The sequence below is a fragment of the uncultured Methanobrevibacter sp. genome, from assembly GCF_902770715.1.
Taxonomy (GTDB): domain Archaea; phylum Methanobacteriota; class Methanobacteria; order Methanobacteriales; family Methanobacteriaceae; genus Methanocatella.
The window spans coordinates 15509-38166 of record NZ_CACXTS010000018.1 but is presented as its reverse complement, the minus strand read 5'-3'; the positions used below and the strand labels follow the sequence as shown (position 1 = coordinate 38166).

Here is a 22658-nt window from a genome sequence, read left to right as displayed (position 1 = left end):
ATATATTTTACTGAAATTCATATGTATTTAAAGACTCAGATGAGGCTGCAAGAAGATTCGCCCTTCAAGAATTTGGACAAATTTACTCCAGATTAACTAACCCTACCAGTGATGTTTTCGAAGCAAGAATTGCTGCTATTGAAGGTGGTAACTCAGGTATTTCAACATCAAGTGGTCTTGCAGCAATTTCATATGCAATATTAAATGTAACCGAACCTGGAGACAACATCGTATCTGCAGACAACCTTTACGGAGGAACATACCAATTATTCAATTACACCTTCAGAGATCTTGCAAGAGAAGTAAAATTCGTCAACTCACAGGACTTACAAGCATTTGAAGATGCAATTGATGAAAAGACCAAGGCAATATATGTGGAATCTATCGGAAATCCAAAATTGGATGTTCCTGATTTTGAAGCTCTTGCGGAAATCGCACATTCACATGACATTCCATTAATAGTTGACAATACTGTTGGTGTAGGATTAGTAAGGCCACTGGAACATGGTGCTGATGTTATTGCAGCATCTGCAACCAAATATGTCGGGGGTCATGGTACTGCAGTTGGAGGATATATTGTGGATTCAGGTAAATTCAACTGGGGAAACGGTAAATTTGCAAACTTCACTGAACCGGACCCAAGTTACCATGGAATCGTATTTTGGGATTCCTTTGGAGATGTGCCTGAACTTGGAAACCTTGCATTTACCGTAAGGATAAGAGCAAGACTTTTAAGGGATCTCGGTGCAACCCAAGCTCCAGTTCATAGTTTCATATTCTTACAAGGACTTGAAAGTCTTGATGTTAGGGTAAAAAGACACTCAGAAAATGCACTTAAAGTGGCAAAATTCTTGGAAGCTCATCCGAAAGTTAAATGGGTAAACTATCCAGGTTTAGAATCTCATCCAACTTATGAAATCAATAAAAAATACTTGAAAGACAATTTTGCAGGTATTTTAGGATTTGGTGTTGAAGGTGGGGAAGAAGCAGGTAGAAAGGTCATTGAAAAATTAGAATTATTCTCAATTCTTGCAAATATCGGAGATGCAAAAAGTCTTGCAATTCACCCTGCAAGTACAACACATCAGCAATTAACTCCAGAAGAGCAAGAAGCAACAGGTGTTACACCGGACTTTATCAGATTATCCATAGGTTTAGAGGATGTTAATGATCTAATTGATGATTTAAGTCAAGCACTTGACAGTCTTGACTAAACTTACATTTTTGTTAATTAAAAATAATAGAAAAATTTAAAAAAAGACAATTGGGAGATGGAGAATGTATTTAGATAATTCAGCAACTACACAGGTTAGCAAAGAAGTTTTTGAAGAAATGAAACCATATTTCATGGAAGAGTTCGGTAACCCCTCAACCCTTTATAAATATGGTCGTGAATCAAAAAAGGCATTGGATTTGGCTCGTCAAAGAGTGGCTGATGCACTTAACGCTAAACCAGAAGAGATTATCTTCACAAGCGGAGGTTCAGAATCAGATAATATGGCCCTTAAAGGTATTGCTTTCAAATATCTTAATCAAGGTAAACATATCATTACCACTGAAATTGAACATCCCGCTATAAAAGATACCTTAAAATTTTTAGAAGGATTTGACTTCAGAGTCACTTATTTGCCAGTATATGAAAATGGAATCATCAAAGTTGAAGATTTAGAGGAAGCAATAACCGATGATACAATTTTAATTACAATTATGCATGGTAACAATGAGATTGGAACCATTCAACCAATTGAAGAAATCGGTAAGATTGCACGTGAGAAAGGCATCATATTCCACACTGATGCAGTTCAAACTTTTGGTAAAATTGAAGTGGATGTTGAAAAACTAAATGTAGACTTGCTATCTTTATCTTCCCATAAGATTAATGGTCCAAAAGGTGTTGGAGCAATATACATCAAGAAAGGGGTTCGCCTTATACCTCTTATACACGGCGGAGGTCAGGAAAAAGGAATCCGATCAGGAACTGAAAATGTGCCTGGAATTGTCGGATTTGGAAAAGCATGCGAATTGGCAGCAAATCAATTGGAAGAACACCAAGAAAAATTGTCTTCCATTAGAGATGAGCTAATCGACAAGGTGTTATCCACAATCCCTGAAGCGCATGTTAATGGAGACATGGAAAACAGATTGCCAAATCTTGTCAACTTCAGATTTAAAGCTATTGAAGGAGAATCCTTAATTCTTTTATTGGATGCAAAAGGCTATCAGGCGTCAACTGGTTCTGCTTGTTCATCAAACAAATTAGAAGCATCTCCTGTTCTAACAGCTTTAGGCCTTGATCCTGTTGATGTTCATGGTTCTTTAAGAATTTCTTTAGCACCTGAAAGCGATAAGTTTGATGTTGATGAATTTGTAGATACTGTCGCACAATCCGTTTCAAGATTAAGACAAATGTCTCCTTTATGGAATCAGGATATAGATTATGACGGAGTAATGTGTAAAAAACACGGCGATGACTGTAGGATGTGTTAAAAATGGATTATTCAGAAAAAGTAATGGATCACTTTGCAAACCCTAGAAACTGTAGAAAAATGGAAGATGCAAATGGTGTCGGCACTGTCGGAAACCCGACCTGTGGAGATTTAATGACAATTTACATTAAAGTTGAAGATGATGTAATTCAGGATATTTCCTTCCAGACATTTGGTTGCGGTGCAGCTATTGCAACAAGCAGTATGATTACTGAAATTGCAGTTGGAAAAACAATTGATGAAGCTTTACAAATATCTAGAAACGATGTTGCAGACGAATTAGACGGTCTTCCACCTGTAAAGATGCATTGTTCAAACCTTGCAGCAGACGGTCTTCAGGCAGCTATTGAAAATTATCAAGAAAATAATCAATAGTAATAAATACTTTGTCAAATAAAATAACTTTAACTTAATAAGGAGATGTTTTATTATGGTAAAAATTTTAAAATGTAATGACTGTGGAAGTATTGTCCAACTTTTAGCTAAAGGTGATGAAAAAGCATGTTCTGAACATATGCTCGCATTCCCTATACAAACTGAAGGTGAAAAATCACCTAAACACAAACCAGTAGTCGAACTCGACGGCAACAAAGTAACCGTTAAAGTCGGTGAAGCTGCTCACCCAATGGATGACGACCATTACATTCAATTTGTACTAGTTGAATCCAATTGTGAACAATACATCAAACACTTTAAACCTGGTGATGCTCCAGAAGCAACTTTCACTATAAACTGCACTGAAGACATGAAAGTATTAGCATTCTGTAATTTACACGGTCTTTGGTCTGCAGAATAAGTTTAAAATTCATTTTTAAACTTCTCTTTTTTTATTTATTTTTGTCATGAAAAATTTTAATAACATCTTTTTACACAAATAATATCGTGTCTAGTTATAGCAAATTAATAATTTTTGTTGCAGTTTTACTGATTATTTCGGCAGCGGTCGTGCTGATTGACAGTTCAGTAGACAGTATAAATAAAACCATGCCAGATATTAGCGATTCAATTGTTAATGGTGACAATGATTATAATGAAGCCGTTATTTTAGTGAACAGTAGAAGTTTCGATGAATCAAGGAATAAGGCGATATCTGCAGGCAATAATTACAATGATAGTTTGGATAAGCTAAATGATATTAAGAATAATTTTTCATCTGATGTAAACGATATTCAAGATGAGTATATTGATACTGTCATTCGTGAATTGGAGTTAAAGCTCCAGGCCGTTGATAAATTAAAAGAGTCAATAGATTGTTTTGAAGTTAATTCAAATTATACTGGAACAAATTATGCTTCAGAGGCAAATGATTTAATTTATGAAGCAACTAAGTATCAAGATCAGCGTGATACATTAGTTAAAGAAAATCCAAAATTATTTAAGGGAAATTCATTATTTTGATAAGGGGTTTTAAATTGAAGACTAAATGTCCAAAATGTAAAGGAATAGGATCAGTTGTAGTGGACTATAAGGAATGCGAAGCCTGTGGAGGAACTGGTTTTGAAGAAGATGCTTTCGATATAGGAAATCATTTTAAAGGTGTTAACAGCAATGCCCGGGCAAAATTTGACCTAGGCGGTGAAGAGGATATTCCATGTGAAGCATGCAATGGTAAAGGGCAAGTCGAAGTTTTTGAGGAATGCCCTCAATGTCATGGAACAGGTCAAATCAATGTTTGCAGAGATTGCGGCAAGCTACTCAGCGAAGAACATGATTTGTGTGAGGACTGCAAGGAGAAAAGGAAGGTTGAAAAAATGAAACATGATGAGTTTGAAGCTCGCCGTAGAGCTGCCCGCGATGTATACGTTTTAGATTCAATGTGTCAAATGAAAGATATTGATAAGGATAGATTATACAGGGGAAAAATTACAAGAATAGAACGCTATGGTGCTTTTGTTTCATTGAACAATAATGTATGGGGACTGATGAGAGGTGAAGTTGACCATTATCATGTCGGTGATGAGATTATCGTATTCATAACCTCAATCAAATCAAGAGAAGGAAAGATTGATTTTGCACCGGCTCATGTTGAAGAGTATAACCTTAAGAGAATGACAATTTCAGTTCCAAGAACCCTAATCAATAAGCTTGAAGAGAAAAAGGGAAAAATTGTTAGAATTGATGGTGAAGTGCAGCAAATTCAACAGACTTCAGGCCCTACAATATTCATAATTAGTGATGAAAGCGGAACCGCTGAAATTGCAGCTTTTGATAAGGCTGGCGAGAGGTCATATCCTGAAATAGAACTTGGAGATGCGGTTCAGGTTATAGGTGAAGTCAACGAACATGGTGGAAAAACACAGATTGAGTCATCTTCAATGATAAAGCTTAGTCAGGAAAACTCCATCAAGCTACATAAATTAATTGACGATGCATTAAATAAGAAAGCCGAACCACAACATGTTGATTTCTTGGTCAAAAGTGATGTTTTAAACAGACTTAAACCAAAAATGAGAGAGGCTGCACAAAAGATTAGAAGAGCAATACTCGATGGCAGGACTATATTAATTAGACATCATAATGATGCTGATGGAATCTGTTCTGGAGTTGCAATGGAAAAAGCAATTATTCCATTAATAGAAAAGGAAAATCCAAGCAATGATGCTCAATATTATTATTTCAAAAGGTCTCCAAGTAAAGCTCCGTTTTATGAATTGGAAGATGTTGTTAAGGATTTGTCATTCGCTCTTGAGGACCAGGAAAGGCATGGCCAGAAATTACCTCTTATTGTACTTTTAGACAACGGATCCACTGAAGAGGATATAGTTGCATTAATGCAGGCCAAAATTTATGATATTGAAGTGGTTGTAATAGACCACCATTCACCTGGCGACTTATTAACAAAAGATGAAAGGGATGGCGAAATATATGGAGCCACAGTTGCAGTTGATGAATATGTTGACACACATGTCAATCCATATTTGGTTGGAGGAGATTCACAGTTAACTGCAGGATGTCTTGCAACAGAAGTTGCACATCTCATAAACCCTAATGTAAAAGATTTAATTAAGCATTTGCCAGCAATTGCTGCATTGGGAGACCGTGCTGAATGCGGTGAGGTCTATCAATATTTAAAACTTGCAGAAGAAAAAGGATTTAGCAGAGAACATTTGGCAAAAGTGGCTGAATGTGTCGATTTTGAAGCTTATTTCTTAAGATTTATGAATGGTAGAGGAATAATGGACACCATTTTAGCTGTAGATAACTTGGATAAACATCCTAAAATGATTGATGCTTTATATAAGGAATATCAAAGACGTGTCGATACTCAACTTAAAGCAGCTCTTCCGAACATTAAAAGAACCCAACTTGAAAACGGAATTTACTTCAATCTTATCGATGTTGAAAAATACGCACATAAATTCACATTCCCTGCTCCAGGTAAAACCTGCGGTTTTGTCCATGATAGGATAATTAAAGAATTGGGCGAGGATAAACCGATTGTAACATTGGGCCATGGTCCTGATTTTGGAGTATTCAGAGCAACCGACGCTGTCAATGAGCAATACGGTTTCAATGTAAACGAGATTGTAACTACCATGATTGAAAGGGTTCCTCAAGCAGGCATTGACGGAGGAGGCCATGAATGTGCGGGGTCCATTAAATATATTGAAGGGCTTGGAGAAGAAGTTTTATACAAAGTTGTAGAGGAAGTTCAATCTTTATCTAAAAAGTGAAATCTAGATTCAAATGGTTTTAGAGAATTATTGTAAAAAGTGCGGTCATAGAATACTTCCAAATGAACCTTACTGTTCCAAATGTGGGTCAAAAACAATTTATCCCGCAACCAATGACGATTGTGTATTCATACCGCCGATTCATGATATCGGATTTTTTGATTTTGATATTGATTTTTCTCCATATATATTATCAAAGAGGGATGATTTCAAGTATGAAATATGTTCCTGCGGCTATTTGAATCATGTTGATAATGAATATTGTTATATGTGCGGAGCTAAAAGAGCTCCAAGTAAACTATCCAGGATTTTAAAAAAGAAATCCAAACCTCAATTTTCCATAGACAACATACTGTGCGAATGTGGAACAGTGAATCCTAAAGACAACATATTTTGTGAGATGTGCGGTAGAAAATTACGCAATGAAAATGTGGATTCAGACAATTACAGCAATTTTAATTTGGAATTCAAAGACTCAAAATTCTGTTTTTGCGGTGAAGAAAATGAGAAATTCGCTCAATTTTGCCGTAACTGCGGATTGCCGTTGCAGAACTATGGTCAGTTAAACGACTCCGCAATATTGTGCACATGCTCCACATTGAATGAGATAACTTCATCCTTTTGTACAGAGTGTGGAGCCAATTTAAACAATGAGAATTCACTTATCGTCTGTGTTTGCGGATATAAAAATCCCCTAAGTTCTAAATTCTGCAGAAATTGTCAAAGGCCACTTAATCCTCAAAGGATAATAAAATCAAAAATTGTTTGTTCCTGTGGTGAAATTTTGGATTGGGATACTGAATTTTGTCCAAATTGCGGCAATAATGTTAAGAATAGAAAGTTGTTAAGAAAATCAGTTAAAAACATTAAAAATATTCTTAGGCAGTGATTCAATTGAAAACATGTGACATTTGCGGTACTTTAAATCTCAAAGAAAATAATTATTGCACTCATTGCGGCAATAAATTCATAACAGAGCATATTTGTCCTTTCTGTGGTGAAGTTAATCTTGATTATGCTACCCACTGCATCAAATGTTTAAAGCAGATCAATCCCCTCTCCATAGATGATTTTGACGTTTTGTTCAGTGAATTTAATGAAAATCTATTACTGAATGCCGAAATAAGTGATGAAAAGTACAATGAGCTATTGTCCAATTTGTTTTTAAGAGCGGAATATGTTTATGTTTATGGGGATTCCGTAAAAGAGAAAATCTTCAATTTAGCTGAGATATTTACCCCCTGCAAACCTAAGGCAAGAGGTCCGGAAAGGGGATTCGTATTTTTAGGAAATTGCATTTATTATGATGACAGGCTCGATGATTCGGTTCAAATTGCAACTGTCATTCATGAACTGGCCCATTATCTTTTATTCAGCATAGTTGAATCATTGTTATGCGATATTTTCAAGGTCAACACATCAACAACCTTGCAAAGTTTTGTCTGGTATTTTTTAACTTTGCATGAATTCAAAATAATGAATGAATACTGTGCACATACCGTCGAAGGCAGATTTATACCATACGGATATCAGAATTACGGTTCATTCAACGAATTGGTTAAGCAAACAAATTTGGACAAAGATTCAATCAATACTATGATGATGTTTGGAAACAATTTCGCTAATGAAATCATTGTTTATCTTGAAAAATACATTGATGAAGGATTAAGGCAAGAAATAAAGCTACAATATAAGATGGATTTGAAGTCTCCAAGTTATGATTCAATTTATATTGAAACAAGTGAATGTTTCCCATTAAATGTTAAAAATAGTATTATTTTAAAAATGATGTATGATGTTTTAAAAGAATCGTCAGGCCCAGAAAATAGGGAAGAACTAGAATTAATAAAAGAGGGTATTGAAAGTAATTAATCAATATCTTTTTCCTCTTTCTCTTTAATGGTTTCCAATACTTCTTTTCCAGTATCGGTCAATCTGTATAACCTTCCTTTACGAGCTTCTTCATTAATACATTCAACAATCTCTTTACTTTTCAATTCGCTAAGAACTTTTGAAATATGATTAGTCCTAATTCCACTGTCTTTTGCGATGTTTGTTGGTATTTTAACTTCATCTCCAATGGATTTCAAAGTCTTTTCTCTATATTTGGAGATTAGTACATATGAGGTTAATTTCAAAAGCTCATCGTTTTGTTTACTCATAATAAAATATTATATTTATTATACTATAAAATGTTTTATAACAAATTATACACTTTTTAAATCAATTTATCTACATAATAAATTTATTATATGATGTTTTATAAAGTATTTAAATAACTGAATAGATTTTTAGATATTATGAGATGTAATCAATGTGGGTTTGAAAATAAGAAAGGTGCAAAATTTTGCACTAAATGTGGAAGTTCTTTGGGTGGTGTAATCGTCGACCCACCTGTTGAAAAATCTAATGACTCTTCAAAATACATAATTATTGCTTTAATTGCTATAATTATTTTATTGGCAGCGGTCATTGGCTATTTTGCATTATCTGGAAATGGTAATTCAAATCAAGCTACTGATGTAGCTTCTCCACAAAGTAACGTTTCCCAACCGGTTCAATCAGTTGAAAGTGAGGAGGAAAGTGCTCCTGCCAAAACTCAAACAGTCTCTTCGAATCAGGCAAGTGAAGCAAAGTCATGGGTGTCCATTGGAAGTTATTCAGGTTCCGGATCAGGTTCCAAGACCATTAGTGTTCCTAGCGGTAAAATAATGGTAAAGCTTTCAGCGTATCCTATCAAAAACTATGCTACAAATCATTTATATGTTTCAGGTTCAAACGGTGAATCTGGAGGTGTTGATTGGGGTTCAAAAAGTGCTGTTGAAACAAGGTCTGACTCTTTTACATATACTTCATCTTCTAGTGAGACATTTACAATTGATTATTATGAAACTGTGAGCTGGAACGTTGAATTCTATAGTTATCAATAGGGTGATTCCTTCACCTATTTCTTTTTTTTAAAAAATTATTAATATATAGAATAATAAAGTATTTACTATGTTTTTTGATTTGAATATTAAGGGAAGTAGCTTGGAAAATAATATTAAGCTTGCTAAGGAAGCTTCCAAATATGGATGGGATCATATTAATTTCTCATATAATCAAAACGAATTTTCAGACGGACTGAATTTTAGAGATGAACTAAATGAAAATTTAGAGGATATAATCGATTTTGACTATACTTTGGAAATCAAGTCAACAAACATTAACGAAATTAGGAAAATAACCAATAAATATAGAAACAAGGCATCCTGCATTTCAGTTGTCGGAGGAGATTTAAAGGTTAATAGGGCAGTAGTAGAAACAGTAAAGATTGATGTCTTATCAAGGCCTTATTTAAAGAGATTTGATGCGGGCTTAAATCATGTGCTTGCAAAGGAAGCTCTAAACAACAATGTCGCCATCGAACTTTGTTTCAAGGATGTTTTGAAAACTTACCTGTCCCATAGGTCAAAAACTCTTTCTAATTTTAGGGACATCTATGTGCTGTATAGGAAGTTTGGATTCCCATTAATCCTATCTTCAAGAGCGGAATCCGTTTTTGATATCAAAACCACTCACGACTTCATTGCTTTTTTTAAACAGAGCGGTTTGACTGATGATGAAATCAACATGTCCTTTGAAACTGCAGGAAATATCTTGGAATTTAATAAGAATAGGGATAAAATGATTTTTAAAGGTGTTAGGAGGGTAACTGATGAAGCTTAAAGTTTTACCGCCTACACTCAGGAAAAATAATAGATATCTGACAGTTGAGATTAAGGTGAAATCTTCCATTTCCAAGGATGATCTCGTTGCAATCGTATGGGATGGATGCGTTCGCTTTCAGGGTGAACTGAATACATCAAACTTTAATTTATGGGTTATGAGATTCTTTGAAATGGGAAAAACTGATGATTATTATTTGTATAAAGCCATTATCAGATGTCAAAGAGGTTTTGTTGATGATGTAAGGTCATCACTTGCTTTGATAAACAAGTACAATAATGATAGCATCTCCATTACTACCATAGGTTTGTCAGGTACAATCAAATCCTCTCAAAAATACATTTAATTACTTTTTGTTAGTTAAAAATAGAAAACTTTATAAATAATTTATTTATATAAATAACAATTGGATTTATGGAAAAAAGAATAAAAAAATATTTTAATTTTCTACAATGTAGTTATTAAAATTAAAATTTGCCTTTTCATGGAGATTTGGTTTTATTTTTTTATGTAGTCGAATTTGAAATTTATAAATATTTATAAAAATGTGAGGTATTATTTATGCAACCTTTACAAAACGCAGGATACGATAGGGCTATTACTGTATTTAGCCCAGACGGAAGACTATTCCAAGTAGAATATGCAAGAGAAGCTGTTAAAAGAGGAACTACATCTATTGGTGTTAAAAGTTCTGAAGGTATTGTTTTAGCTGTAGATAAAAGAACCACTTCAAAATTGGTTGAAGCATCATCTATTGAAAAAATCTTTAAAATAGATGAACATATTGGAGCAGCTACTTCAGGGCTTGTTGCTGATGCTAGAGCTTTAGTTGAAAGAGCAAGAGTTGAAGCACAGATAAATAAAATCACTTATAGTGAACCTATTCGCGTAACCAGTTTATCTAAAAAGTTATGCGACATGTTGCAGTTATACACTCAAAATGGTGGAGTAAGGCCATTTGGTTCTGCTTTAATCATTGGTGGAGTATATAACGGTAAATGCAAATTGTTCGAAACTGACCCAAGTGGTGCATTAATTGAATACAAAGCAACTGCTATTGGTTCAGGAAGAGCTGCTGCTATGGAAATATTTGAAGAAAAATATGAAGATGATTTAACTTTAGAAGGAGCTATTGAATTAGCATTAACCGCTATCAGTCAAGCTACAGATCATGAAACTACTTCAAATAATGTCGAAATAGCTGTTATTAAAATTGATGATGAAAAATATGTAAAACTCTCCAAAGACGAAGTGCAAAAATACATTGATGAAGTACTTGTCGTTGAAGAAGAGGAAGAAGAGGAAGAAGAAGTAGTAGAAGAATCAGAAGAAGCGGAAGAATCTGCAGATGATTCTGAAAAAGAAAATGAAGAATAATTCTTTTCTTTATTATTAGTTTAGGGGATGTTTCAATGGTAAATGTTGATGAAGCTATCATAGCTAAATATGAATACTGTGGTGAACACTTTGAGATATTGGTTGACCCTGATTTGGCAGCTGATTTTAGAAATCCTGATGGTCCAGATGTTGCCATTGAAGATCTTTTAGCTGTTGAAGAAATTTTCAAAGACTCCAAAAAAGGAGACAAGGCTTCTGATGAAGCCATGAATAAAATATTTGAAACTACTGATCCTATCGAAGTTTCTAAAATCATACTTGAAAAGGGAACCGTTCAGTTAACTGCCGATCAAAAAAGAAAAATGCAAGAAGATAAAAGAAGGCTAGTCATTAATAAAATAGCTAAAGAGGCAGTTAATCCGCAAAATGGTTTACCTCATCCGGTTCAAAGAATTGAAAATGCGTGCGATGAGGCAAAGGTCAAATTCGATCCTTTCACTTCTGTTGACCAGCAAGTTCAATCAGCACTAAAAGCCATCAAGCCGCTTATTCCAATCAGATTTGAAAAGGTTAAAGTTGCTGTTAGGCTTCCAGGAGCTGCTGCCGGAAAAGCTTACACTGCTATTCATGGATTTGGTGAAATAATCAATGAAGAATGGCAACAGGATGGCTCATGGATAGGCATTATTGAAATGCCTGGGGGTCTTCAAAACTCTTTCGCTTCAAAAATGGCGGAAATTTCAGGTGGAGAAGCAGAAACTCGAACTATCAAATAATTAAGTTTATGGGATTATTATGATATATGTGGAAAATAAAGATTTAGTTATTCCTGGTCAGATATTGGCTGATGAGGAATACTATTCAGGAAGAGGTACCTTTAAAGAGAATGGTAAAATTTGTTCTTCTTTAATGGGACTTGTTTCTTTGAGGAATAAGAAACTCAGAGTTATTCCTCTTAAAAGTAAATATGTTCCTAAGAAAGGAGATGTTGTAATAGGTAAAATCAATGATGTTAGATTCTCAATGTGGGATGTTGACATTAATTCACCTTATTCAGGAATTTTACCAGCATTTGAAGTGTTTGGTCGTGAGAAAAAAGAACTCAACAAAGTTTATGATGTTGGGGATGTTCTATTTTTAAGAGTTGTCGATGTTGATGAAATCAAAAAGGCAAAACTCGGTTTAAAAGGAAGAGGAATGGGCAAATTCAAAGGAGGAATCATTGTCGATATTGCTCCTACCAAAGTTCCTAGGTTAATCGGTAAAAAAGGTTCCATGATTAACATGATTAAAGATAAAACAAATTGTAAAATCGTTGTTGGTCAAAATGGTCTCGTCTGGGTAAAAGGTGACGAAGACATGGAACAACTTACTAAAAATATAATTCACTTGATTGAAGCTGAAGCTCATACTTCTGGTTTAACTAATAAAATTAAAAACAAATTATACTTAGCTATTGATGGTGAATTGCCACCTGAAGAAGTGGATGAAGTTGAGGAAACTGAAGAAGAATTTGTTTTAGAAAAACCTAAACTTCAAAATTTTAAAGAAGAATTAGAACAAGAAGAAAGAGAAGCAGAAGAGAAAAAAGAAAAAGAGGATAAACCTAATATTGCTGAGGTTATAGAAGAATTAAAAAGAAAAAATAAGAATAAGAAAGATAACTCATTATCCTATGGTGATAACTCAAATAATTCTTTTATATTAAATAATAAATAATTCTTCGCAGATTAAGAGGTTGATATGATGTCAGAATTTATAAGAAAGGATGGTAGGAAATTTGATGAATTACGTCCTATTAAAATTGAAGCAGGTGTGCTTGAACGTGCAGATGGTTCAGCTTATTTAGAAGTTGGCGGAAATAAAATTTTAGTAGCTGTTTATGGTCCTAGAGAATCATATATCAGAAGATTGCTCGAACCGAATACTGGTGTTATTAGATGCAGATACAACATGGCGCCATTTTCAGTAGATGACAGAAAAAGACCAGGGCCTGATAGAAGATCCTCTGAAATCTCTAAAATTACAGCTGATGCATTAAGGCCAGCTTTAATGTTAGAAAATTATCCTCGTTCAATGATTGATATTTATATAGAAGTGATAGAAGCTGAAGGAGGAACCCGTTGTGCTGGAATTACAGCAGCTTCTGTTGCACTTGTTGATGCAGGAGTGCCTATGAAAGATATTGTTGTAGGTTGCGCTGCAGGTAAAGTTAATGATGAAATCGTACTTGATTTATCTGAATATGAAGATAAAGAAGGTCAAGCTGATGTTCCAATAGCTATGATGCCAAGAACCGGTGAAATTACATTATTACAAAGTGACGGTAATTTAACCGAAGAAGAATTCGCAAAAGCAATTGACTTAGCTATGGAAGGATGTCTTAAAGTTAGTGAACTTCAAAAAGAAGCTTTAATGAAAAAGTATTCTACAGAATAGTGAGTGGATAGTATGGATATAGTACCGGAAATTACAAGACAAAGTATTACAAACCTTGTCAAAAACGATAAAAGAGAAGATGGCAGGGCTTTAACTGAATATAGGGACATTTCTATTGAAACTAATGTTATTTCTAAAGCTGAAGGTTCTGCTCGCGTAAAACTTGGTGGAACTCAAGTGATGGTTGGTATTAAACCACAACTTGGAAGTCCATTTCCAGATACTCCTGATTTAGGAGTTTTAATGACTAATTGTGAAATGCTGCCAATGGCTGATCCAACCTTTGAACCAGGACCACCTAGTGATGATTCAATTGAACTTGCACGTGTAGTCGATAGGGGTATTCGTGAAAGTGAATTGGTTGAATTGGACAAATTATGTGTTGAAGAAGGAAAACATGTTTGGATGTTATTCATTGACTTGCACATTATCGACAACTGTGGAAACCTTTTCGATGCATGTGAATTGGCTGTAATGGCTGCTCTTAAATCTACCAAATTGCCTGTTGCAACTATTGTGGATGAAGAAGTGGTCCTTAGTGAAGATGAAACCTTTGATTTACCAATTAATAATGAATTAGCTTTATGTACTTTTGTTAAAATTGGTGATAAGATGGTTATTGACCCAACTTTAGATGAAGAAAGAGTAGCTAGTGCTCGTTTAAATGTTGGTGTTACAAAAGACGGTCACATCTGTTCCATGCAAAAAGGTGGAAAAGAACCATTAACTAAAGATGAAATTCTCTACTGTGTAAATACGGCAGTAGTAAAAGTAAAAGAGTTAATAGAAAATCTTTAAATGTCTTCTGGACGATTAAGATTTCTAAATTCTTTTTTTTCTATTTTTTTATTATCAATTAAAACAAATTTTGCATCTATTTTTTCTATTAGTCCTTTAATATGCAAAACATCTTCGTTGACTAATTTTTCAATTTTTGGAATCACATTTTTGTTATATATTGAATGAAGTGGCTCTGATGTCTTTAATTTGTTGTTTTCATCGTGATAAGGCACAATAGCTTGATAATTTTCTTCAATTTCTGAAAAAATTGTTTGTATATAATTTTTGGAAACGTACGGGCTGTCACAAGGCAATACTAATGCATAGTCGCTTTTGATTTTGGAAAGTCCGGTCATGATTCCAGGCATCGGCCCCTTATTTTTGATTTCGTCTTCTAGAAATGTGATGGCATAGGAGTAATCCTGCGGATTGATAAATTTCCCATATTTGTCAATCCGATCTTTATCATTTAAAACAATTATAGCTTCATTTATTTGGTGGTTTAGGGTGGAAAGAATGTGTTTAATCATAGGTTCATTTTGAATAATCATTGAACCTTTGTCACGACCCATTCTTCTGCTTTGCCCTCCACATAAAATAATGCAAGATTTAATATTTTCATTATTTTCAATTTCACTACTCATATTAAATCTCCATGCTGTTCATTCTTTTACATAGACATCCGCATTTTCATCAAATGGATTGGTACGAATAATCAATGCAATCATGTAAGGGTAATTTTTATGCAAGTATTTAAGATAGTATACCCATTCATAGACTAGTTTGTCATATACCCTTTGCATATCTCCGTTCAAGTGTCCGAAGTCAGTTTCATTGACTAAAGCCAAATCTTTCCTGTGCTCCAATTCTTCATCCAAATGAAGAATTGCATTAATCAAGCTGGTGAATTCCTCTTTTTCAAGTAAATTCGGGTTGTTGATTAGGTTAATGATGAATTCCCTTTTATTGACAAGCAAGTCTCTTAGGTTTTCCAGGAATTCTTCTCTTTCTTCTGGAGGCACATCTGCTCTGAAGTCAGTGCTTGTGCCTTTAAGTTCGGCCAATTTGTTTTCAAAATCTTTTTGATCCCAATTTTTGATTGACTTTAGGTTTTCGGTATTCACATTGTATTTGTTCACGGCACTTAGCTGGCTTATCAATTCATTTCCAACTTCAGAGAAAAAGGTGCTCATAAGCATATCAAGCTTCTCAAGCATGGCTTCTTTTTCTTTTCTTTCAATAATCTCATCAAGTAAGAATGCTACAACAAGTATATCAACAGGAATGAAACCTAAATGGGTCCAGATGTATGATATGATATGTTCAGCATCACCCAATACAAGGTAATTTGAGCCATAAATGATAATTATTAAAACAACCATCAATAATGAAAATTTAATTTTCCAACGTTTATGTTCATCCATTTTTAATCTCCAATTTTTTTATCTTTTTTTAGCGGTAATAATAGCTATTGGATTTTCACTAATCATCAAAATTCCACGATCAAGGACTCTGCCATGGGAAACATTTACTTCCATTATTTTTGGGTTATATCCTAAATCTTTAAGTTTATTAATCGCTTCGACTTTAGTGTCAACTAAAATAGCTGTAATAATGATTCTACCTTTTGAATTTAATTTTTCATGAACTATGTCCAGGATATTTTCAAGCTGTCTGCCACTGCCCCCGACAACGGCAATATCAATGTCATCAATATCCTTGAGGGCATTTGCCCCATCATCGTTAATTAATGTGACGTTATCTCCAAGACCAAACTTCTGAAGGTTTTTTGTGGTTATTTCAATAGCTTCTGGATTGGTATCGATGGATATTACTTCACGAGCTCTCTGTGAAAATTCACAGGTGATTCCTCCAGTTCCACATCCACAATCAACAACCTTATCCTCAGGAGTCACTCCTGACTTATAGACGATTATAGCTCTTATTGCTTCTTTTGTAGGTCCAGGCACATCACAGGATTTGATAAAATCCCCATCTTCTAACATTTATTCCCACCTTTTGTATATGTCGTTTTCAATTTTAAGAGAATCCAATATTTTTCCAACGATGAAATTGATTTGGTCGTCAACGGTATCATGGGTTGAATAGAAACCCGGCATCGCAGGCAATATTATGGCTCCCTCTTGTGATAATGTTAACATGTTTTGTATATGTATGCTTCTAAGTGGAGTTTCACGAGGAACAATAACAACTGACCTTCTTTCTTTTAAGCTAACGTCAGCAACTCTTGTAATGGTATTTGCACCATATCCATTTGCTATTGATGAGAGTGTTTTCATTGAACACGGCACGATTGCCAATGCATCAGCCTTAAATGATCCGCTGTTTATTGATGCAGTCAAGTCATTAAAATCATAATATGTATCTGCAAGATTAATCACATCCTCCACTTTGTAATCTGTTTCCGATTCAATTACAACTTTTGCGGCGTCACTGATGACCAATGAGCTTTCAATTTTCAATTCATTCAGAGCTTCAAGGAGCCTTATTCCATATATCACTCCGCTTGCCCCTGTAATTCCAACAACTATCATATTATCTCCTAAAATAGCTTAATTTGATCATAATGAATTCCATGGAATTTTTCCCTGTCGATTTCAGGTAAATCCAAGTAGTTTTCTAATTTGAATTTCTTAAATTTGGACCTTTCATCCTCATCCACATAAACGCTTATATCTGGAATGTTGAATCTGGCTTTGCTTAAAGCCCCTATAATATTTGATATTTCAGTTAAAGGGTATAACTTGCCATCAACGTTTACCTGTGTTTTCATTTCATCAAAACGAGGATATTCAGCAATATTGATGAACACGTAATCCTTGTCAATGTCATAGTCTTCAGCTATCTCTTCTTCAGCTTTTCTAAGGGCTTCTGGCTTGATTTTATACATCTTTTCAGGATATTTGAAATTGTCCAATCTGATGGTTTTTACTCTTTTCATGATGCGTCTTGTATCCAGCCTGTTCATTATGTCATTTACATAATTATTGTCGCAGTGTCTGAATATTCCGATTAAATCAGCATCATCATACTTGTAGATTTCATTTTCATTTATTATGCTTTCGTCAAATACCTTCTTAAGCGCTCTTCTAAACATTGAATTCACGATTCTTGTTGTGTGATGTTGATATACGCTCGGATACATGAAATATCTTGAAACAAGAGCTCCTTCGGCAGCTTGAACACCTTTGATATCTAAAATCAATCCGTCTTCAAGTTTCAGATTGGATATTATTCTTTCATAATCGATAATTCCATAGGCCACACCGGTATTATGGGAATCTCTTAATAGATAATCCATCCTGTCAACATCAAGTTCGCCTGAAACTATAGGGCCAAGGTATCCTTTTCCGTTTATGATGTCTACAATTTCTGAAACGTCAAATTTTTCCTCAAGCAGATCACGCATTGAGGTTTGAGTAACTACAAATTTGGTTAATTCTTCATGAGGTACGGATAAAACTCCTTCTGAGACATGTGAAAATGGACCGTGTCCAATATCGTGCAATAATGCTGAAGCTCTGATTAATTCGATTTCATCCTGTTCCAATTCAAGTTCTTCAGATAATTTTGAACCTAGATTCATGGTTCCGACAGAATGTTCAAATCTGGTATGGGTAGCTCCAGGATAGATTAAGCCTATTAGTCCTAACTGCTTTATTCTTCTTAAACGCTGGAATTGTGGCATGTCCATAATTCTTACTTCAAAAGGGTTTAAGTTAATATCTCCATAGACACTATCTCTGATAAATTTTTTCTTTTCACTCATTTTACCAGTCCTCATATTCCTCGAAGGTTTCATTTAAATGGTTATACGTATAATTAATATCTCCTATATCATCATCTATTGTTGTGTTTACGGTTGTGTTATTATTTGTGTAGTTCTTTTCAACTTTTGGTATTATTGTTGGAACTTTGTTAATGTAATTCGGTTCAAAAGAATCATTTTTAATTGGAATCAATTTGTATGAATCATTATCTTCAGTAATTGTTAGACTAGCAAAAGCACTGCTGACACCAAAGGAGATTAATGCAATAATGAAAAATACTATTAATTTTGCTTTAACTGAGTCTTTCATAATAACACCTTTTTTATTTTTATTAAAAATTTAACTATATTATTATTATTTATTTTAAAAGCTATTATTTAATTGTTTCTTAATTAATTGGATTTTGAAGTACTTTTTTTAGTTATTTTGAATAAAACTATATTATTTTTTCAAATTAGATATTGTTGGTTTAGCTTTTTATCAAATTGTTACTTTTTGTACATTGATTTTAGATTAACAAAAGATTTATATACAATGTTGTCAAATTAGTATATATCGGAATACTACTTCCGACAATAATTGCCGACTATTTCCGGCAAAATTAAAATGTATATTTGATAATTAAAATTAATGAGAAGATATAATGGTTGTTTTTAGTGCTGGTGACACTGCTTGGATTCTTATTTGTACTCTTTTAGTATTGTTAATGAGTATTCCAGCTGTCGCATTTTTCTATGGAGGATTAAGTAAACGTAAAAATGTTTTGAATACAATTTTTTTAACTTTTATTGCATTTTCAATAATAAGTGTAATATGGGTAATCTTCGGTTACCAATTTGCATTTGGAACAGATGTAAGTGGATTGATCGGTTCACCAACAAATTTCTTTTTACAGGGAATGGCTTTGGATGACCTTTCCGGTTCAATTCCAACATTATTGTTTGTAATGTTCCAATGTGCATTTGCAGGTTTGACCTGTGCAATAATGTCCGGAGCTTTAGTTGGAAGGATGAAAACAAAAGCTTGGGTTATTTTTGTACCATTATGGGCATGCCTTGTTTATGTTCCTATCGCCCACTGGGTATGGGGAGGAGGATGGCTGATGCAAATGGGAGCGCTCGACTTTGCAGGAGGCGCAGTAGTCCACATTAATTCAGGTATTTCTGCATTGGCTGTCGCATTAGTTTTAGGAAAAAGAAGAGACCCTTCATTAATTCCACATAATCTTGGTTATGCTGTTTTAGGTGCAGCACTTCTCTGGTTTGGATGGATGGGTTTCAATGGAGGATCAGGTCTTGCTGCAGATGGACTTGCAGCAAATGCAATCATAGTTTCCAATGTTGCAGCGGCAATGGGACTTGTTGTATGGACAATAATTGATACTTATGTTGTAGGAAAACCAACAGTACTGGGTGCAATATCCGGTGCGGTAGCAGGTCTTGTGGGAATCACACCTGCAGCAGGTTTTGTTGATGTCTTTGGAGCATTGGTTATTGGTGCCGTAGCTCCTATTATCTCTTACTTTGCAATCTATTATTTAAAACCTAAATTCGGTTACGATGACGCTTTGGATGTATGGGGAATACATGGTATGTCAGGAGTATGGGGAGCAATTGCAACAGGAATATTCGCTGTTCCAGCAATAAACGGTGCTGCAGGATTGATTGCAGGAAACCCAAATCAGGTTGTAATACAAATTATAAGTGTAATAGCCACCATAATATATTCATTCACAATTAGCTTTATCCTTGCTAAAATATTAGATAAGGCCATGAATGGTATAAGAGTAGAGGAATATGAAGAGATTGGAGGATTGGATTCAAATCTTCACGAAGAATCTGCATATAACTTTAGTTAGGTGATTAGATGAAAAGTATTGTTGCGATTATAAGACAAGAAAAATATATTGATGTTAAAAATGCCCTTCTGGCAGTGGGGTGTGAAGGTATGAATGTATCTGAAGTGAAAGGGAGAGGGAGTCAAAGAGGCATTAAGGAATCCTATAGGGGATCTAGTTATTGCATTGATTTGATTCCAAAAACACGTATTGAAATTGTCGTAAAGGATGATGATGTGGATGCGATTGTGGAAACAATTAAAAAGGCAGCGCATACCGGAAATATTGGGGATGGAAAAATATTCATTTATCCGATAGATAACGTAATCAGAATAAGAACTGGTGAAGAGGGGGACAGCGCTGTGTAGTCTCCTGTATGGCAAAAATAAAAAAGAATATCAATTCTTTATATCTCCCTAAGGAAATAGTGCGAATGCATTATTTCCTTCTTTTTTTTAAATTAATATCCTATAACCACTCCGCCGATATCTGAAATGTCGACCCATGTGGTTATGCCTTTTACTTCGTAAAGGTCACCATTAATGTACTCATATGAAATCTCTTTGTTGTCACTTATCAAATGAACATCATTGCCTCTAATATCATCAACTCTTTTAATAATTCCACCATATTCATCGGATTCAGCCACAACAATGTCTCCAACTTTAATATCATGGGTTTTATTCAAAAGGACTGGTTGTCCATCCTGCAATGTTGGAAGCATTGAAGTCCCGTCAACATATGCAATTATTGGAATCTGGTCAGGTCCAATACTTGAATCCACATTAATTTCAACATTTTCAAGCCCATAATGGTTGCAGATATCCTTAATCCCCGCCTTATATTCATTTATATCAGTTGTTGTGTCATTCATAACGTTTATGGTGTAATCGCATATGTTCTCATTTAATGCATTTACATCAATGTCTGAAATAGTATGTGTCTCTACACTAACGTTTTCACCATCATTGTAAATGTCAACAGTATCATTGATTAAAAAAAGCATTGCAAAAACAATCATTATAATGGCTATAACTAATGCCAGAATAATCTTTTTAGCCATGAAATCACTCATCCATGATGTTCAAATCCATATTCAAAAGAGCTTTCATTGTTTCAATATCGATTTGACCTGGAGCTGTCACATCTGTTCCTGAAGCAAAAGTAATCGGCGAATCAAATTTTGATGCCATAACTCTTGTGTAGCTTCCCAAATCACCCATTGAAATAGCAATTGTATCTTTGCAATGTGAAAGAACGGCGAGTATGGTTAACGTATCTTCCAGATTCTGAGGCATGAAAGCGACTTTTGCAATATCTCCCAACTCATGCTCCTTTTCAACGATATAAAGTATTTCATTCAAATCGGGTGTTTTTTCAAAATCATGATAAGAAACAATGGTTTTTACGCCACTGTCATGGATTTTGTTTATGTATTCATCATTACTTTGAAGTTCAATATCAACATAATCAACTAAGTCACAGCATTCAAAAAGAATATTGACTCTTTCCTCTTCGCTTCCCTTGAAAGATCCTCCTTCTGTGTTGATTCTATTGGTGGCTATCATAGGAAAATTAATTTCTTTGATTGTTTTTTTTATTTCATCGATATTAGGGTTTTTCAATGCATCAATTCTGAACTCAAGAATATCAGCACCTTTATCGATGCAATCGTTTGCCACTTCAATAACATCTTCATATTTTTTTTGAAAAATAGGAATTGCAATTTTAGTTTGAGAATACATTACTTATTATATTTAATATGCGTTATTTATTAAACTTTCTTAATATTTAAATAAATTAAATAACAAATAATATATCAATAAAATATGTATATTTTATTATTTGACTAATTAATTATTCAAGGTGTTAATTTGAAAATTACAGCAATTGGAGCCGACATATCCAAAAATGATGTGTCTTGTAGCTCAATGCTAGTAGAAACTATTGAAAAAAACCTTTATAAAGTTAAAGAATTAGGCGCAAGGGATGTTGCTTTGACAAATGTCACAGGTGATGATGTTGTTATCAGCGCATTTGTTGAAGACGAGCATCTTGAAGCCGTAAATGAAGGCATAGTTAATGTTTTAAAGATTAGTGCAGAAAATCAGGGGGATTTATCCGGAATTTCTGAAACTCCCGAAGGAGCTGGTGAAGGAATTTCTTATGCAGAAGCAAATATTAGGCCAGACAGATATCCTGATGCAATTGTCTTAGGTTTTGATACATATGGAGGCGAACCATTTGTGGCTGATGTTGCAAATTCAGCTATTGATGCTGCAAAGGGCATGAAAAATCTGACCGACATATCCGATTATATCGAGCCTAAAATAAGAGAAATACCTGGTGTTGGTTATGTCTCACCTGAAACCGATGACCCTGTTGTTGTAGCCACAATTGAAAATATTGAATCTGTTGGAGTAGTGGCTAGTGCAATGATAGGTGCTGCACTTGGAAATAAAAATGTTTATTTAGTTAAAAGAGGAACAACTTGCAATGTATTGCCTGGAAGCGTAATATTTTCAGCTACTGCATTTATGAATGGAAATGTAATAGACTTAGCTGTTCCATTTGAAAATAAAACAAGAATATTAAGATAGGAGTA

At 34.3% G+C, this 22658-nt stretch carries 27 protein-coding genes and 1 pseudogene; 19 read left to right on the top strand and 9 right to left on the bottom strand.

The window, feature by feature from the left end; all coding sequences use genetic code 11:
* Window positions 1-14: 14 nt before the first annotated feature.
* From QZU81_RS06595 to QZU81_RS06560, 8 genes and pseudogenes are all read left to right on the top strand, one after another.
* Window positions 15-1214 (top strand): annotated as a pseudogene (locus tag QZU81_RS06595) (O-acetylhomoserine aminocarboxypropyltransferase/cysteine synthase family protein); the annotation flags it as partial.
* A gap of 64 nt (window positions 1215-1278) precedes the next feature.
* Window positions 1279-2487 (top strand): cysteine desulfurase NifS, encoded by a 1209-nt coding sequence (nifS, locus tag QZU81_RS06590; protein ID WP_295590532.1) that lies wholly within the window; start codon window positions 1279-1281, stop codon window positions 2485-2487.
* A 2-nt stretch (window positions 2488-2489) separates the two neighbouring features.
* Window positions 2490-2861: a Fe-S cluster assembly scaffold protein NifU gene (nifU, locus tag QZU81_RS06585; protein ID WP_295590529.1), complete on the top strand. Its 372-nt coding sequence runs from the start codon at window positions 2490-2492 to the stop codon at window positions 2859-2861.
* Window positions 2862-2916: 55 nt separating this feature from the next.
* Entirely contained in the window at window positions 2917-3282 is a 366-nt protein-coding gene (locus QZU81_RS06580; RefSeq protein WP_292823249.1) for a desulfoferrodoxin family protein, read from the top strand.
* Between the two features lie 86 nt (window positions 3283-3368).
* The gene (locus tag QZU81_RS06575) at window positions 3369-3884 is read left to right on the top strand and encodes a hypothetical protein (RefSeq protein WP_295590527.1); all 516 of its coding nucleotides are present in this window, start codon (window positions 3369-3371) and stop codon (window positions 3882-3884) included.
* 14 nt (window positions 3885-3898) lie between these two features.
* Window positions 3899-6160: a DHH family phosphoesterase gene (locus QZU81_RS06570; RefSeq protein WP_292851522.1), complete on the top strand. Its 2262-nt coding sequence runs from the start codon at window positions 3899-3901 to the stop codon at window positions 6158-6160.
* Between the two features lie 13 nt (window positions 6161-6173).
* Window positions 6174-7049, top strand: a complete 876-nt coding sequence (locus tag QZU81_RS06565; RefSeq protein WP_295590525.1) for a zinc ribbon domain-containing protein — start codon at window positions 6174-6176, stop codon at window positions 7047-7049.
* 5 nt (window positions 7050-7054) lie between these two features.
* Window positions 7055-8032, top strand: a complete 978-nt coding sequence (locus QZU81_RS06560; RefSeq protein WP_295590522.1) for a zinc ribbon domain-containing protein — start codon at window positions 7055-7057, stop codon at window positions 8030-8032.
* Here QZU81_RS06560 and QZU81_RS06555 read toward each other — a convergent pair.
* A complete protein-coding gene (locus QZU81_RS06555) occupies window positions 8029-8322 on the bottom strand; it encodes a winged helix-turn-helix domain-containing protein (protein ID WP_295590520.1) in 294 nt (97 codons plus the stop codon). The genes QZU81_RS06560 and QZU81_RS06555 overlap by 4 nt on opposite strands.
* A gap of 138 nt (window positions 8323-8460) precedes the next feature.
* On the opposite strand from QZU81_RS06555, the gene QZU81_RS06550 reads away from it, so the two are divergent.
* The 8 genes from QZU81_RS06550 (at window position 8461) to rrp42 (ending at window position 14443) form a co-directional block, all read left to right on the top strand.
* Window positions 8461-9090, top strand: coding sequence for a zinc ribbon domain-containing protein (locus QZU81_RS06550; RefSeq protein WP_292851529.1), 630 nt, complete (start codon window positions 8461-8463; stop codon window positions 9088-9090).
* A 67-nt stretch (window positions 9091-9157) separates the two neighbouring features.
* Window positions 9158-9868, top strand: coding sequence for a ribonuclease P protein component 3 (rnp3, locus tag QZU81_RS06545; protein ID WP_295590518.1), 711 nt, complete (start codon window positions 9158-9160; stop codon window positions 9866-9868).
* Entirely contained in the window at window positions 9858-10214 is a 357-nt protein-coding gene (locus QZU81_RS06540; protein WP_292823231.1) for an Rpp14/Pop5 family protein, read from the top strand. Before rnp3 ends, QZU81_RS06540 begins: the two co-directional genes overlap by 11 nt.
* Window positions 10215-10429: 215 nt before the next feature.
* On the top strand, window positions 10430-11245 hold the full coding sequence (gene psmA, locus QZU81_RS06535) for an archaeal proteasome endopeptidase complex subunit alpha (protein ID WP_295590515.1): 816 nt from the start codon (window positions 10430-10432) through the stop codon (window positions 11243-11245).
* 35 nt (window positions 11246-11280) lie between these two features.
* Window positions 11281-11982: a ribosome assembly factor SBDS gene (locus tag QZU81_RS06530; protein ID WP_292823227.1), complete on the top strand. Its 702-nt coding sequence runs from the start codon at window positions 11281-11283 to the stop codon at window positions 11980-11982.
* A gap of 19 nt (window positions 11983-12001) precedes the next feature.
* On the top strand, window positions 12002-12925 hold the full coding sequence (gene rrp4, locus QZU81_RS06525) for an exosome complex RNA-binding protein Rrp4 (protein WP_292851538.1): 924 nt from the start codon (window positions 12002-12004) through the stop codon (window positions 12923-12925).
* 24 nt (window positions 12926-12949) lie between these two features.
* Window positions 12950-13645 (top strand): exosome complex exonuclease Rrp41, encoded by a 696-nt coding sequence (gene rrp41 / locus QZU81_RS06520; RefSeq protein ID WP_292823223.1) that lies wholly within the window; start codon window positions 12950-12952, stop codon window positions 13643-13645.
* A gap of 12 nt (window positions 13646-13657) precedes the next feature.
* Window positions 13658-14443, top strand: coding sequence for an exosome complex protein Rrp42 (gene rrp42, locus QZU81_RS06515; RefSeq protein ID WP_292851541.1), 786 nt, complete (start codon window positions 13658-13660; stop codon window positions 14441-14443).
* Here rrp42 and QZU81_RS06510 read toward each other — a convergent pair.
* Genes QZU81_RS06510 through QZU81_RS06485 form a run of 6 tightly spaced genes read right to left on the bottom strand, consistent with a single transcriptional unit; the run spans window position 14440 to window position 18525 of the window.
* Window positions 14440-15069: a molybdenum cofactor guanylyltransferase gene (locus QZU81_RS06510; RefSeq protein WP_292851544.1), complete on the bottom strand. Its 630-nt coding sequence runs from the start codon at window positions 15067-15069 to the stop codon at window positions 14440-14442. The genes rrp42 and QZU81_RS06510 overlap by 4 nt on opposite strands.
* A gap of 18 nt (window positions 15070-15087) precedes the next feature.
* A complete protein-coding gene (locus QZU81_RS06505; RefSeq protein ID WP_292851547.1) occupies window positions 15088-15849 on the bottom strand; it encodes a hypothetical protein in 762 nt (253 codons plus the stop codon).
* Window positions 15850-15867: 18 nt separating this feature from the next.
* Complete coding sequence (cbiT, locus tag QZU81_RS06500; protein WP_295590511.1) at window positions 15868-16431, bottom strand: precorrin-6Y C5,15-methyltransferase (decarboxylating) subunit CbiT; 564 nt, start codon at window positions 16429-16431, stop codon at window positions 15868-15870.
* Window positions 16432-16980 carry a UbiX family flavin prenyltransferase gene (locus QZU81_RS06495; protein ID WP_295590508.1) on the bottom strand — a complete coding sequence of 183 codons (549 nt, stop codon included), beginning with the start codon at window positions 16978-16980 and terminating at the stop codon, window positions 16432-16434. It lies immediately after the preceding gene.
* A gap of 8 nt (window positions 16981-16988) precedes the next feature.
* On the bottom strand, window positions 16989-18215 hold the full coding sequence (locus tag QZU81_RS06490; protein ID WP_292851556.1) for an HD domain-containing protein: 1227 nt from the start codon (window positions 18213-18215) through the stop codon (window positions 16989-16991).
* A gap of 1 nt (window position 18216) precedes the next feature.
* Window positions 18217-18525 carry a hypothetical protein gene (locus tag QZU81_RS06485; RefSeq protein ID WP_295590506.1) on the bottom strand — a complete coding sequence of 103 codons (309 nt, stop codon included), beginning with the start codon at window positions 18523-18525 and terminating at the stop codon, window positions 18217-18219.
* Window positions 18526-18859: 334 nt separating this feature from the next.
* Between QZU81_RS06485 and QZU81_RS06480 the strand changes: the two genes are divergently transcribed.
* Entirely contained in the window at window positions 18860-20074 is a 1215-nt protein-coding gene (locus QZU81_RS06480) for an ammonium transporter (RefSeq protein ID WP_292823207.1), read from the top strand.
* An 8-nt stretch (window positions 20075-20082) separates the two neighbouring features.
* A complete protein-coding gene (locus QZU81_RS06475; RefSeq protein ID WP_292823205.1) occupies window positions 20083-20421 on the top strand; it encodes a P-II family nitrogen regulator in 339 nt (112 codons plus the stop codon).
* 92 nt (window positions 20422-20513) lie between these two features.
* On the opposite strand, the gene QZU81_RS06470 is transcribed toward QZU81_RS06475, so the two are convergent.
* Together QZU81_RS06470 and aroD are read right to left on the bottom strand one after the other, a co-directional pair.
* The gene (locus tag QZU81_RS06470) at window positions 20514-21116 is read right to left on the bottom strand and encodes a S24 family peptidase (RefSeq protein ID WP_292823203.1); all 603 of its coding nucleotides are present in this window, start codon (window positions 21114-21116) and stop codon (window positions 20514-20516) included.
* A 4-nt stretch (window positions 21117-21120) separates the two neighbouring features.
* On the bottom strand, window positions 21121-21798 hold the full coding sequence (gene aroD, locus QZU81_RS06465; RefSeq protein ID WP_295590502.1) for a type I 3-dehydroquinate dehydratase: 678 nt from the start codon (window positions 21796-21798) through the stop codon (window positions 21121-21123).
* A 129-nt stretch (window positions 21799-21927) separates the two neighbouring features.
* Here aroD and QZU81_RS06460 point away from each other — a divergent pair, with 129 nt between their 5' ends.
* A complete protein-coding gene (locus tag QZU81_RS06460; RefSeq protein WP_292851571.1) occupies window positions 21928-22653 on the top strand; it encodes a hypothetical protein in 726 nt (241 codons plus the stop codon).
* Window positions 22654-22658 lie beyond the last annotated feature (5 nt).

Coding starts and splice junctions, on each gene's coding strand:
- QZU81_RS06485 (WP_295590506.1), bottom strand. CDS start 18,525: ATGAAAGACTCAGTTAAAGCAAAATTAATAGTATTTTTCATTATTGCA.
- QZU81_RS06505 (WP_292851547.1), bottom strand. CDS start 15,849: ATGGATGAACATAAACGTTGGAAAATTAAATTTTCATTATTGATGGTT.
- QZU81_RS06550 (WP_292851529.1), top strand. CDS start 8,461: ATGAGATGTAATCAATGTGGGTTTGAAAATAAGAAAGGTGCAAAATTT.
- rrp42 (WP_292851541.1), top strand. CDS start 13,658: ATGGATATAGTACCGGAAATTACAAGACAAAGTATTACAAACCTTGTC.
- QZU81_RS06490 (WP_292851556.1), bottom strand. CDS start 18,215: ATGAGTGAAAAGAAAAAATTTATCAGAGATAGTGTCTATGGAGATATT.
- psmA (WP_295590515.1), top strand. CDS start 10,430: ATGCAACCTTTACAAAACGCAGGATACGATAGGGCTATTACTGTATTT.
- QZU81_RS06480 (WP_292823207.1), top strand. CDS start 18,860: ATGGTTGTTTTTAGTGCTGGTGACACTGCTTGGATTCTTATTTGTACT.
- nifU (WP_295590529.1), top strand. CDS start 2,490: ATGGATTATTCAGAAAAAGTAATGGATCACTTTGCAAACCCTAGAAAC.
- rnp3 (WP_295590518.1), top strand. CDS start 9,158: ATGTTTTTTGATTTGAATATTAAGGGAAGTAGCTTGGAAAATAATATT.
- QZU81_RS06470 (WP_292823203.1), bottom strand. CDS start 21,116: ATGGCTAAAAAGATTATTCTGGCATTAGTTATAGCCATTATAATGATT.
- QZU81_RS06495 (WP_295590508.1), bottom strand. CDS start 16,980: ATGATAGTTGTTGGAATTACAGGGGCAAGCGGAGTGATATATGGAATA.
- QZU81_RS06475 (WP_292823205.1), top strand. CDS start 20,083: ATGAAAAGTATTGTTGCGATTATAAGACAAGAAAAATATATTGATGTT.
- QZU81_RS06565 (WP_295590525.1), top strand. CDS start 6,174: ATGGTTTTAGAGAATTATTGTAAAAAGTGCGGTCATAGAATACTTCCA.
- QZU81_RS06580 (WP_292823249.1), top strand. CDS start 2,917: ATGGTAAAAATTTTAAAATGTAATGACTGTGGAAGTATTGTCCAACTT.
- QZU81_RS06510 (WP_292851544.1), bottom strand. CDS start 15,069: ATGAGTAGTGAAATTGAAAATAATGAAAATATTAAATCTTGCATTATT.
- cbiT (WP_295590511.1), bottom strand. CDS start 16,431: ATGTTAGAAGATGGGGATTTTATCAAATCCTGTGATGTGCCTGGACCT.
- aroD (WP_295590502.1), bottom strand. CDS start 21,798: ATGTATTCTCAAACTAAAATTGCAATTCCTATTTTTCAAAAAAAATAT.
- nifS (WP_295590532.1), top strand. CDS start 1,279: ATGTATTTAGATAATTCAGCAACTACACAGGTTAGCAAAGAAGTTTTT.
- rrp4 (WP_292851538.1), top strand. CDS start 12,002: ATGATATATGTGGAAAATAAAGATTTAGTTATTCCTGGTCAGATATTG.
- QZU81_RS06540 (WP_292823231.1), top strand. CDS start 9,858: ATGAAGCTTAAAGTTTTACCGCCTACACTCAGGAAAAATAATAGATAT.
- QZU81_RS06530 (WP_292823227.1), top strand. CDS start 11,281: ATGGTAAATGTTGATGAAGCTATCATAGCTAAATATGAATACTGTGGT.
- rrp41 (WP_292823223.1), top strand. CDS start 12,950: ATGATGTCAGAATTTATAAGAAAGGATGGTAGGAAATTTGATGAATTA.
- QZU81_RS06555 (WP_295590520.1), bottom strand. CDS start 8,322: ATGAGTAAACAAAACGATGAGCTTTTGAAATTAACCTCATATGTACTA.